The organism is uncultured Novosphingobium sp., assembly GCF_964277725.1.
In the GTDB taxonomy this organism is placed as follows: Bacteria; Pseudomonadota; Alphaproteobacteria; order Sphingomonadales; family Sphingomonadaceae; genus Novosphingobium; species Novosphingobium fluoreni.
Genome location: NZ_CAXYKL010000196.1, coordinates 40525 through 52375, shown reverse-complemented (window position 1 = coordinate 52375; position 11851 = coordinate 40525). Strand labels below are relative to the sequence as shown.

Sequence of the window (11851 nt, the reverse complement as noted above, 5' to 3'; positions counted from 1 at the left end):
CGCGATCCTGCCGTGTTGCCCAAGGCGATCAAGAATCCGGTGGAGCAGCAGGGCCACCGTGATGCCCAGGCCCGCGATGGCGCGGCGGTTTCCCGCTTCCTGCGCTGGCTGGAACAGAACGGCCCCTCCGGCACCGTGACAGAGATGTCCGCCGCCGATGCGTTGCAGGACTTCCGCCAGCAGAGCGGCGACCTGCGCGATCTGTCGTTCGACACGATCTCCGGCGCGGGGCCGAACGGCGCGATCATGCACTACCGCGTCAGCGAAGAGACCAATCGCACGCTGGAGCCTGGCAGCGTCTATCTGGTCGATTCGGGCGGTCAGTACCCGGACGGCACCACCGACATCACCCGCACCGTCTGGGTTGGCGGTGCGGGCGAACCCTCCGCCGAAGTGAAGGACCGCTTCACGCGCGTGATGAAGGGGCACATCGCCATTGCCCGAGCCGTCTTCCCGCGCGGCACGGCGGGGCATCAGCTGGACGTGCTGGCGCGCCAGTTCCTGTGGCAAGCGGGTTTGGATTACGCCCACGGCACCGGCCACGGCGTCGGCAGCTTCCTGGCGGTTCACGAAGGTCCGCAGCGCATCGCCAAGTCGGCGGGCGGCCAGGCGGGCACCGATCAGGAACTGGTGCCCGGCATGATCATCTCGAACGAGCCCGGCTATTACAAGGCGGGCGCGTTCGGCATCCGGCTGGAAAACCTCGTGCTGGTCGAGAAGCGCCAGATCGATGGGGCCGAGGATGATTACATGGGCTTCGAAACGCTGACGCTGGTGCCGTTCGATGCCTCTTTGCTCGACCTCTCGCTGATGACACCGGACGATATCGCCTGGTGGAACGCATATCATGCGCAAGTCCTGGCCGTGATCGGCCCGCGCCTGGAAGGCGAGGATCGCGCCTGGCTCGAAGCGCGCTGCCAGCCGATAGCGGGCTGATGGGCGCCATCGCACACGATCTTCGCACGCATCCTGCGCACCTCGGGCTGGGGGCGAAGGCCGTGGCGCAACCGGCCTTCGCCGGCATGGCATGGTATGAGGCCTATGCGGCCCGCACGGCTGCCGATGGCGCGGAAGGCCGCCTCGTCTCGCTCTACGATTTCACCGAGTGCTGGACCAGTTGGGAGATGCATCCCGCCGGGGACGAGATGGTGATCTGCGTGGCGGGCGAAATGACGCTGATCCAGGAAGCCGCTGACGGCAGCACTGCTTCAGTGACGCTGACTGCAGGGCAATACGCGATCAATACGCCGGGCGTGTGGCACACCGCCGATGTCGATGGACAGGCTACGGCCTTGTTCATCACCGCCGGCCAAGGCACGCAACATCGAGCGCGATAGCGTGAAAGTCGATCTTGCGGCTGGGTGAACCAGCCGCGGCGGATGATACAAATCATCACAAAGTGCTGTTAAACTGGCATAACTGCGCGACAAAAGGCCTCTAGAAGAGGACGCAGAAAGTCGCAGGACGCGTTTCCCCCTCCCTTGGCGCGGACTGCGGCTTTCCCATTTTGATGGGCACCAGTTTTGGAGAGACAGATGAAAACCCTAATCCTCGGCATTTCGATGGCCGCACTCGTGCTGGGCGGCACCGCGATCGCCGCTCCGGCACAGGACCAAGCGCGCGAAGGCCGCGATCCCAATCGCGTGATGACCCGCGCTGAAGTGCAGGCCAAGTCGCAGGAGCGCTTTGCCCGCATGGATGCCAACAAGGACGGCAAGCTTGATCGCACCGATTGGCAGGCCTTGCGCGAAACCCGCAAGGAAAAGCGGTTCGCGCGGCTGGATACCAACAACGACGGCCAGATCAGCAAGGCCGAATTCATGGCGGACAATGGCCCGATGAAGCAGGGCCGTGGTCATTGGGGCCATCGCCGTGGTGGCGGCATGATGGGCAAGATGGCCGGCGCGCAGGGCGATCGCTCGATCACGCAGGCCGATTTCACCGCCCGTGCCCTCCAGCGATTTGATGCTATGGACGCGAACAAGGATGGTCAGGTAACGCCGCAGGAACGCGCCGCCATGCGTGAGCAGATGAAGGTCAAGTGGCAGCAGATGCGCGCGCAACGCGAACAAGGCTGAGGATAGAGCGGACCGGGAATGAACGATACCGCACCCCCCAAGGTGCTGCTCATCGATGACGAGGCGGCCTTGCGTGAACCCCTGGCGGAGTACCTCACTCGCCAGGGGTTCCTCGTGACCGCGGCCGCCAGCGCAGCGGAAGCGCGCAGCCGCCTGAAGGAAGACAAGCCGCACATCGTCCTGCTCGACATCATGATGCCGGGCGAAGACGGCCTGTCGCTATGCCGGCACCTGGTGGAAAGCCGGGATATTCCCGTGATCTTCCTGACGGCGCGGGCCGAGGCGACCGATCGTATCGTCGGACTCGAAATCGGCGCGGACGATTATGTGACAAAGCCCTTCGAGCCGCGCGAACTTGTCGCCCGCATCCGCAGCGTCCTGCGCCGCGCCTCGCGCACCTCTGCGCCCACTGGCGAGAACGAATTGTTCGAATTCGAAAGCTGGTGCCTGGATCCGTTGAAGCGGCGGTTGACCGACAAGGACGGCGCGGTGGTCGCCATTTCCTCGGTCGAGTTCCGGCTGCTGCTGGCCTTCCTGGAGCATCCGCGCCAGGTTCTGGATCGCGATCGCCTGCTCGACATGGTGCAGGGGCGCGAGGCCCACTTGTTCGACCGGGCGGTGGACAATCAGGTTAGTCGCCTGCGCCGCAAGATCGAGGTGGACAGCCGCAATCCGCAATTGATCCAGACGGTGTGGGGCGGCGGCTACATGCTGGCCGCGGACGTGAAGCGTATCACGGCAGACCAGGATTGAAACTGCCCCGCCCCGGCAGCCTGATGGGGCAGATGCTGCTGGCGGTCGCGGCGGCGCTGCTGCTGGTTCAGGGATTGGGCGCAGCCTTGGTCTATAGGGCCCAGCGAGAGCGCTTCCAGGCCGAAACAATGAGCGCGCTGGCCTTTCGCCTGATCGCCAAGACACGCGGGATGGAACGAGCACCACGCCAGATGCGCATGGGCCCCGGCTTGTTCAGCGAACGGCTGCATCGCTACCCCGTGCAAGCGCGCGGCCAAGCTCCGCTGCTGCCAGGCGAGCAGCGCGACCTGAGCGCCGAGGAGAAGCTTCGCGATATCCTGGCGACGCAAGACTTTCCCGTGACCGACGTGGTCGTGCTGCGCCGCCCGGTCGCAGCCGATCCGTTCGCCAGCGCGGCCCTCGCCCGGCGAGCCGCGCGGCTGGCGTTGCCGCAGGAAGTGATCGCCCACGCGCGGCGGGCCGATCTCTACATCGCCGGAGTGCGCGCGCCGCAAACGGGCGGATGGATGATCGCTCGGGTGCGGGCACCGCCACTGGCGGATGCGCTGCTGCTGCCGCTGCTGCTGCAGACGCTGGCGATCTATGTCGTGCTGGTGGGTGTGGTCGCGCTGATCCTGCGCCGGATCACGCGTCCGCTGGACGCACTGACGCGACAGGTCGCACGCTTCGCGGCGACGCAGGACCCCTCCGGACAAGTCACGCCGATGGGGCCGGAAGACATGCGCCGCCTGATCGTGGCACTGAACGCCATGGAGTGGCGCATCGCATCGCTGCTGGACGAAAAGGACGTGATGCTGGGGGCGATCGGGCATGACCTGAAGACCCCGCTGACCGCGTTGCGCGTCCGCATCGAATCCGTGGAGGATGATACCGAGCGCGCCCGCATGGCCGCCACGATCGAGGACATCGTGCGCACGCTGGATGACATCCTTTCGCTCGCGCGTGTCGGCCGCCCCAGCGATCCACTGGAGCGCACCGAGCTATCGGCGCTGGTCTCCGCCGTGGTCGAAGAGTTCGAGGATATGGGCGAAGCCGTGGAATTGGGCGATACCGAGCGCGCCGTGATGGAGCTTCGCCCCACATGGCTGCGCCGAGCGTTACGCAACCTGATCGGCAACGCCCTGCGCTATGGCCAAACCGCGCGCATTTCGCTGGCACGCGACAAGGATACGGCGGTGATCCGGATCGAGGATGACGGCCCCGGCATTCCCGAAGCCTCGATCGAAACGATGATGCAGCCGTTCATGCGCGGCGACCCTTCACGCAATACCGAAACCGGGGGCGCCGGGCTCGGGCTGGCCCTGGCACGCGCGATCGCCGATCAGCACGGTGGTGCTTTGCATCTGGCCAACCGCATGGCGCGCGATGGCACGGTAGGCGGGCTGACGGCAGAGTTGCGCCTGCCGCTGGGGTGATGCCGGCCCGGAGCTGATCCGGGTGGAGGCAAGGTTGTTCCGATACGGCCGTTCGTGTCGAGCCAAGTCGAGACACCTGTGCGCCAATCCATCGAGTCTCGACTTGGCTCGACACGAACGGGAAAGCGGGCCGCCCCTACCGCATCAGCCCGCCAATGAGATTGCGCGCGAACCGCCCTAGCCCGGGAATACCGATCGCCTTGTCCAGCGTGTTGCCGATGGTCCCCGCCGCCGCGCTGGCGGCTGTGGCGCGGGGGCTGGCGCGGCTGGTCTTGCCCTGGATCGAGCTGGCCAGGATCGAACCCGCGCTGGCCGCCGCCGCCCCGGCCGCCGCACGCGCCACTTTGCCGCCGATACCGTCCCACAAGCCGGGGCTCTTGCGCTCCTGCCGGGCGACCGCCTCTTCGCCCTTCTCCGCCACCTCCTGCGCGGTGGCGGCAGCGTCGGCCGCCTTGGCCGCCAGCACCTCTTCGGCGCTTTCCCGATCCACCCGCTCGTCGTATTTCCCGGCAAACGGGCTGACCGACTGGATCACCGCGCGCTCCTTGGGCGTGATCGGCCCCAGGCGTGAGCGCGGCGGCGCAATCAGCGTGCGCTGCACGATGGACGGCGCACCATCCTCTTCCAGCGTGGAGACCAGCGCCTCACCCGTCTTCAGCTCGGTGATCGCCTGCTCGACATCGAGCTCGGGATTGATCCGAAAGGTCTCGGCAGCTGCCTTGATCGCCTTCTTGTCACGCGGGGTGAAGGCGCGCAGCGCGTGCTGCACGCGGTTGCCCAGCTGCCCGGCGATCTGTTCCGGCACGTCGATCGGGTTCTGCGTCACAAAATAGACGCCAACGCCCTTGGACCGGACCAGCCGCACGACTTGCTCGACCTTTTCCTGCAGCGCCTTGGGTGCATCGTCGAACAGCAGGTGCGCTTCATCGAAGAAGAACACCAGACGCGGCTTCTCCGGATCGCCCACCTCGGGCAGCGTCTCAAACAATTCGGCCAGCAGCCACAGCAGGAACGTGGCGTAGAGCTTTGGGCTGCGCATCAGCTTGTCGGCCGCCAGCACGTTGATCATGCCGCGCCCCCGCTCGTCGCAGCGGATGAAGTCGTTGATTTCCAGCGCCGGCTCGCCGAAAAACTGCGCACCGCCCTGACTTTCCAGGCCGAGCAACTGGCGCTGGATCGTGCCGACACTGGCCTTGGAGACGTTGCCGTACCTGGTGGTCAGCGTGGCAGCGTTTTCGGCAGTGTGGACCAGCATCGCCTGCAGATCTTCCAAATCCAGCAACAGCAGTCCCTGCTCGTCCGCGTACCGGAAGACGATGTTCAGCACGCCTTCCTGCGTCTCGTTCAAGTCCAGCAAGCGCGCCAACAGCAACGGCCCCATTTCCGAGATCGTGGTGCGGATCGGGTGGCCTTGTTCGCCGTACAGGTCCCAGAAAACCGCTGGCTTATCAGAATAAGCGTAGTCGGTAAGCCCGATCTCGGCGGCGCGCGCTTCCAGGATGGCGGCGTTCTTGAAGGTGGGGCTGCCCGGCATGGCGATGCCGGAAAGATCGCTTTTCACGTCGGCCAGGAACACCGGGACTCCGGCGGCGGAGAACTGCTCGGCGATGGTCTGCAAGGTCACCGTCTTGCCGGTGCCGGTCGCGCCGGCGACTAGGCCATGCCGGTTCGCACGCGAAAGCCGCATTTCCTGCCGCTCACCATTGCCGCCCAGCCCCAGAAAGATATCGGCCATCCGCGCGCTCCTTGTATTTCAGCGAGCAACGATAAGCCGCACTCGCGCCCTGTGCGAGAGGGATTTTGCCACGGCGCGCCGCGCCCGCTAAGGCACCTGCCGTGCCGACCGCCGATGCCCTTGATCCAGACCAACCCGCTCTGGGCTACCCTGACGCGGACCGCCCGCTGGCCGCCGCGCCATTCGTGCTGCTCGACGATGCGCGCCACGAAGGAGCCGCCGCCGCCCGGCTCTATCGTGATCCGGTGGCCGTCGTGACCGCGATGCGCCCTGCCGACGTGTTGCCCGCGCTCGCCCGGCTGGAAGCGCTTTCCGGCCAAGGTCATCACCTGGCCGGAATATTGACATACGAAGCCGGCTTGGCGCTGGAACCTCGCCTCGCGCCGCTCCTGCCCGCGCGATCGGGCCAGGCGCCGCTGCTGTGGTTTGGCGCGTTCGCGGGCTACACTTCCATCGCCGCAGCGGACATGCCCGCATGGCTTGAGCGCCGGCACAAGGGTCTTCCCGCCAGCATCGGCCCATTGGAACCGCAAGTCTCGCCGGGGGCCTATCAACAGTCTTTCGCGCGATTGCAGCAGGCGATCACCGAGGGGGACATCTATCAGGCCAACCTGACGTTTCCGCTGGCCGGGCCATGGGCCGGAGACCCGCTGGCGCTTTACACCGCGCTGCGGCCCAACGCGGCGGCGGGGCACGGGGGCATCGTGCATGACGGCGCGGATTGGTGGCTCAGCTTCTCGCCCGAACTGCTGTTCAGCCTGGCGGGCAAAGCAGTCCGAGTGCGCCCGATGAAAGGCACGCGGCCGCGCGGCGGGGATACGGCGGAGGACGAAGCCTTGCGCGCCGATCTGGCGGCTTCGTCCAAGGATCGCGCCGAAAACCTGATGATCGTCGACCTGATGCGCAACGATCTTTCCCGCGTGGCGCGCCCCGGCTCGGTTCGTGTGGAACAGCCGTTCGCCATCGAAAGCTATCCCACGGTGCATCAGATGGTTTCCACCGTCTGCGGCGAACTGCCGCCTGATCGGAATGCATTCGATCTGCTTAGGGCACTGTTCCCCTGCGGTTCGATCACGGGCGCGCCCAAGATCCGGGCGATGGAACTGATCGCCGAGGTCGAGCATGATCCCCGGCAGCTCTATTGTGGCAGTATCGGCCGGATCGATCCCTCTGGCGATGCGGCGTTCAATGTGGCAATCCGCACCCTTCGCCTGGAAACGGACGGCACGGGGGGCAACCAACCCGGCGGCCGAGCGGTTCTGGGCGTCGGCTCCGCAATCGTCGCGGATTCGCAAGCGCTTCCCGAATGGCGGGAGTGCCTGGTCAAAGGGGGCTTCGTGCGACAATCGGGAAGGAGCCCCACGGCAGGGCCAGCAACCGGACAAGTCGCTCGTTTCGATCTGATCGAAACCATGCGCTTCACACCGGAGAACGGCATTCCGCTGCTGGAACTGCATCTGGAACGGCTTCGCGGTAGTGCGGAAACGCTGGACTTCTCGTTTGACCGCCATGCCCTGCGCAATGCCATCCAAGCCTTGTGCTTCGATGCCGACAAACCATCGGTTCTGCGCATCGTCGCTTCGCGCAGCGGGGCATTCGCTCTGGAATTGTCCGATATCCCGCCTCTCCTGCCGCAACCCGCGATCTGCGCGGTACTGCCTCTGCCCGTGGATGAGGGCGATTGGCGGTTGCGCCACAAGACCAGCGACCGTCGCTTTTACGAGGCGGGCCTCACCGTTGCGAAAGATGCGGGCGCCCACGAAGCGCTGTTCCTGCGCGATGACGGCCACGTCACCGAGGGCTGCTTCACCAACATTTTCGTCGAACGTGACGGCGGCCTCCTCACTCCGCCGACGTCGCTCGGCCTGCTGCCGGGCGTGCTACGCCGGTCCTTGCTGGACGAAGGCCGCGCCGTCGAAGCCGCGCTGACCCTGGATGATCTGGCCTCCGGCTTCCTGATCGGCAACGCCCTGCGTGGCCTGATGCCTGCCCGGCTGCTTACCTGATGCAAACCTCCCTAGCTCTTCAGCGCATCGCGCCTTCGCAAACCACCGCCATGACAGACCGGGCCACCCGGCTACGCGAACAGGGGGTGGACATCATTTCGCTCTCTGTGGGTGAGCCGGACTTCGCCACCCCGCCGCATGTCATCGCCGCCGCCAAGGCCGCTTTGGATGCCGGGGAGACGCGCTACACCGCAGTGGGTGGCACCACTCGCCTGAAGCAGGCCGCCGCCCTCCACTTCGCGCGCGATCTGGGTATCGAGGTACCGACCTCGCAGATCACCGTCAGCGCCGGAGGCAAACAAGCGATCTTTCACGCGCTGCTGGCGACGATCAGCGAAGGCGAGGAAGCGATCGTGCCCGCGCCCTGGTGGGTCAGTTATCCTGAGATCGTGCGCTTCGCCGGGGGCAAGGTGGTGCCGCTGATCACGTCACCCGGCCGCGACTACCTGTTCACCGGCGCGGATTTGGAAGCACAGATTGGTCCGCGCACGCAGTGGCTGCTGTTGAACAGCCCCGGCAACCCCACCGGGGCATGGTACCCGCCTGAAATGCTGCGCAGCATTGGTGACGTGCTGCGCCGTCATCCGCGCGTGATGGTGCTGTCTGACGACATCTACGCACCGCTTAACTACACCGGGAAACCGCATGTCACGCTAGCCACGCAATTCCCCGATCTGGCGGATCGCATCCTCACGATCTCGGGCGTTTCCAAGAGCCATGCGATGACCGGATTTCGCATTGGCGTGGCTGCCGGCCCCGAATGGCTGATCCGCGCGATGGAGAAGCTGCAATCCCACTCCTCCGGCAATCCCTGCTCGATCAGCCAAGCCGCGGCCGTCGCCGCGTTCGAAGGCCCGCAGGAATTCCTGGCCGACTGGCGCGAACGCTTTCGCACCCGCCGCGACAAGGTGGTCAGCGCGATCAACGCCATCCCCGGCCTCTCCACACCGGTTCCGCAAGGCGCTTTCTACTGCATGGTCGATGCTGCACCGCTGATGGATCGCTTCGGTGACGATGCTGCACTCGTGCTGCACCTGCTGGACCACGGCGTTGCGGTGGTCCCTGCCTCCGCATTCGGTGGCAGGGAGGGCTTTCGCATCAGCTTTGCCGCCGATGAGGCGAAGCTGGACGAAGCCGTGCGCCGCATCGCGGAGGCGGTGGTATGAGCGTGCCGGCGATCCTTTTCGAAGATGGCGAGGCGCTTGTCATCGATAAGCCAGCGGGCTTGCCGCTCGACGCCCCCCGCACCGGTGGCCCCAGCCTGGACGATCAGCTGGAGCACTTGCGCCTCAACTTCCAGCGTGATCCCGCGCCGGTTCATCGCCTGGACCGTGATACATCCGGTTGCCTCCTGCTGGCGCGCAATCCCAAGGCGCTCAAGCGCTTTGCCGCCGCGTTCGAAGCGCGAACGGTGGAGAAGGTTTATCTTGGCATCGTCGATGGCGTGATTGCGCAAGACGCGGGCACGATCGAATTGGCACTGTCCAAGGTCAGCACCATGAAGGATGGCTGGCGCATGATCCCGGCGCGCAAGGGAAAGCCCGCCATCACGCACTGGAGCAGGCTGGCCGAGCATGAGGGCCGCACCTTGGTCGAATTCCGCCCCGAAACCGGCCGCACGCACCAGATCCGCGTCCACGCCGCCAGTGGCCTTGGCGCGGCACTGCTGGGCGACCCCGTCTACGGCGAAGGCAACAACGCCGCGCGCACCATGCTGCATGCCGCCGCCCTCACAGTCCCCCGCGACGGCAAGCCCCCGATCGTTGCGCAGGCCCCCTTCCCCGAGGATTTCGCTGCGCTCGGTTTTGCTGCACCCGATGCAGCGCAGCAAAACGACGATGGCTGACGAACTGATCGAGCGCGCCCAGTCGCTGGCGACCGAAAGCTTCATAGCAGCGTCGGGGCCGGGCGGCCAGAACGTCAACAAGGTGGCCACCGCCGTGCAGTTGCGCCTGGATATCTACGCCCTGCGCCTGTCGCCGCCCATCTTTGCAAGACTGAAAGAGCTGGCAGGCAGCCGGATGACTGCACGGGGCGAATTGGTGATCGCCGCTCGCCGCTTTCGCACGCAGGAAGCTAACCGCGCCGATGCCCGAGAGCGCTTGGCCGAGTTGCTGAAGGAGGCGCAGCAGCTGCCCGCGCAGCGTGCCAAGAGCCGCCTGAACCGCGTCGGCAAGGAACAGCGCATCAAGGGCAAAAAACTGCGCGGCTCCGTCAAAGCCGGGCGCGGCAAAGTCTCCTTCGACTGAACCGCCGTGCAACGTTTCCCCGTTGACCTTCCCCCCGCCCAATGCCAGTGAAGCGACCGAACGCGGGTGTAGCTCAATGGTAGAGCTTTTGCTTCCCAAGCAAGTGACGAGGGTTCGATTCCCTTCACCCGCTCCATTTTCCTGTCCGCCGATGTTCGCAGGCGTCTAGACAAACCCCCAAAAACCAAGGTATTTAGCGGCTATCAAGCCGCAAGCGTTCGCCCGCGTTTGCATTCAGCCACCAGTCGCTGGGGGTATGATTGGGGGGTATACGCAAAACGGCCAAGTCGATACCCCCATGCTTGGGGGTATATTGGGGGGTATGGCCCCCTGAAAGGCAGGCAATCCCGTGGCTTTGACCGATGTAGCCATCCGCAATGCAAAGCCCGGCACAAAGGCGATCAAGCTGACAGACGGCGGCGGCATGTTCCTGCTGATCACGCCAGCCGGGGGAAAGCTCTGGCGGCTCAAGTATCGCGTCGATGGGCGCGAGAAGCTGCTGGCCATCGGGGCCTATCCTGAAATCGGACTTGGTGAAGCTCGCAGGCGGCGCGAGGAAGCGCGGGAACTGATCGCGCTCGGCAAAGACCCGTCCCGGGAAAAGCAGCGCGAGAAGTTGCGCGCCCGCATTCAGGCGGCGGATACGTTCAAGGCGATCTGCGGTGAATATTGCGAGAAGCGGCGGCGCGACGGCACCAAAGGTTGGGCACCTGCGACCGCCACGCGCAGCGAGTATCTGCTGTCTCTTGTCTGCGGGTCCATCGGCAAACTGCCCATTGGCGAGATTCAACCGGCGGACGTTTTGACGGCCATTCGCCGGATCGAAGGCAAGGGGAAGCTGGAAAGCGCCCGGCGCAGCCTGCAACTGGCCGGGGCCGTGTTTCGCTATGCCGTGGCAACGGCGCGGCTGGTGTCAGACCCTACCCGCGACTTGCGCGGTGCACTGACTGCGCCGACCGTCACCCACTACGGTGCAATCACCGACGCAAAGAAGGCGGGCGAACTGCTGCGCGCCATCGATGATTACGAGGGCAGCGGGATTACCAAGCTCGCCTTGCAGATTGCGCCTCATGTGTTTGTCCGCCCCGGTGAACTGCGCCATGCCGAATGGAGCGAAATCGATCTGGACGGCGCGCTCTGGATCATACCGGCAGGCAAGATGAAGTCCCGCAAGACGCACCACGTCCCCCTTTCACGCCAAGTGATGGCTTTGTTCCACGAAGTGGAGGCGATCACCGGCCCGTCTGGCTACGTCTTCCCTTCCGTGCGCACCCGCACCCGCCCCATGAGCGAAAACACAATCAACGCCGGACTGCGGCGGCTGGGGTACGCGACCGATGAAATGACAGCGCATGGCTTCCGGGCGATGGCTTCCACCCTGTTGAACGAAAGCGGAAAGTGGAACCCGGACGCAATCGAACGGGCACTTGCCCACGGCGATACCGACAAGGTGCGCGCGGCCTATCACCGGGGCGCGCATTGGAAAGAACGGGTGGAAATGGCGCAGTGGTGGTCGGACTATCTGGATCAGCTTCGGAAAGGCGCAACTATCGTTGAGTTGCCGCGCCGTGCTAATCCGCGCACATGAAGCTTATTTCATCGCGTGAGGCCGTAG

At 65.3% G+C, this 11851-nt stretch carries 11 protein-coding genes and 1 tRNA gene; 11 read left to right on the top strand and 1 reads right to left on the bottom strand.

What is annotated here, in order from left to right; translation table 11 throughout:
- The 5 genes from ACHWRX_RS11210 to ACHWRX_RS11190 form a co-directional block, all read left to right on the top strand.
- Positions 1-936 (top strand): M24B family metallopeptidase (locus tag ACHWRX_RS11210; protein WP_394659268.1); only part of this gene is annotated, 936 nt, incomplete at its 5' end.
- Positions 936-1337: a cupin gene (locus tag ACHWRX_RS11205; protein WP_394659267.1), complete on the top strand. Its 402-nt coding sequence runs from the start codon at positions 936-938 to the stop codon at positions 1335-1337. The genes ACHWRX_RS11210 and ACHWRX_RS11205, both read left to right, overlap by 1 nt.
- A 198-nt stretch (positions 1338-1535) precedes the next feature.
- On the top strand, positions 1536-2078 hold the full coding sequence (locus ACHWRX_RS11200; protein WP_394659266.1) for an EF-hand domain-containing protein: 543 nt from the start codon (positions 1536-1538) through the stop codon (positions 2076-2078).
- An 18-nt stretch (positions 2079-2096) separates the two neighbouring features.
- Positions 2097-2831 carry a response regulator gene (locus ACHWRX_RS11195; RefSeq protein ID WP_394659265.1) on the top strand — a complete coding sequence of 245 codons (735 nt, stop codon included), beginning with the start codon at positions 2097-2099 and terminating at the stop codon, positions 2829-2831.
- A gap of 32 nt (positions 2832-2863) precedes the next feature.
- The gene (locus ACHWRX_RS11190) at positions 2864-4246 is read left to right on the top strand and encodes an ATP-binding protein (protein WP_394659271.1); all 1383 of its coding nucleotides are present in this window, start codon (positions 2864-2866) and stop codon (positions 4244-4246) included.
- 136 nt (positions 4247-4382) lie between these two features.
- On the opposite strand, the gene ACHWRX_RS11185 is transcribed toward ACHWRX_RS11190, so the two are convergent.
- Entirely contained in the window at positions 4383-5981 is a 1599-nt protein-coding gene (locus tag ACHWRX_RS11185; protein ID WP_394659264.1) for a helicase HerA-like domain-containing protein, read from the bottom strand.
- Positions 5982-6148: 167 nt separating this feature from the next.
- Between ACHWRX_RS11185 and pabB the strand changes: the two genes are divergently transcribed.
- The 6 genes from pabB (at position 6149) to ACHWRX_RS11155 (ending at position 11824) form a co-directional block, all read left to right on the top strand.
- The gene (gene pabB, locus ACHWRX_RS11180) at positions 6149-7987 is read left to right on the top strand and encodes an aminodeoxychorismate synthase component I (protein WP_394659270.1); all 1839 of its coding nucleotides are present in this window, start codon (positions 6149-6151) and stop codon (positions 7985-7987) included.
- On the top strand, positions 7987-9153 hold the full coding sequence (locus ACHWRX_RS11175) for a pyridoxal phosphate-dependent aminotransferase (protein WP_394659263.1): 1167 nt from the start codon (positions 7987-7989) through the stop codon (positions 9151-9153). The genes pabB and ACHWRX_RS11175 overlap by 1 nt, the downstream gene beginning before the upstream one ends.
- Positions 9150-9833: an RluA family pseudouridine synthase gene (locus ACHWRX_RS11170; protein WP_394659262.1), complete on the top strand. Its 684-nt coding sequence runs from the start codon at positions 9150-9152 to the stop codon at positions 9831-9833. The genes ACHWRX_RS11175 and ACHWRX_RS11170 overlap by 4 nt, the downstream gene beginning before the upstream one ends.
- Entirely contained in the window at positions 9826-10236 is a 411-nt protein-coding gene (arfB, locus tag ACHWRX_RS11165; protein WP_394659261.1) for an alternative ribosome rescue aminoacyl-tRNA hydrolase ArfB, read from the top strand. The genes ACHWRX_RS11170 and arfB overlap by 8 nt, the downstream gene beginning before the upstream one ends.
- A gap of 62 nt (positions 10237-10298) precedes the next feature.
- Positions 10299-10372, top strand: a tRNA-Gly gene (locus ACHWRX_RS11160).
- A 213-nt stretch (positions 10373-10585) separates the two neighbouring features.
- Positions 10586-11824 (top strand): tyrosine-type recombinase/integrase, encoded by a 1239-nt coding sequence (locus tag ACHWRX_RS11155; RefSeq protein WP_394659260.1) that lies wholly within the window; start codon positions 10586-10588, stop codon positions 11822-11824.
- The last annotated feature ends 27 nt before the right edge of the window (positions 11825-11851 follow it).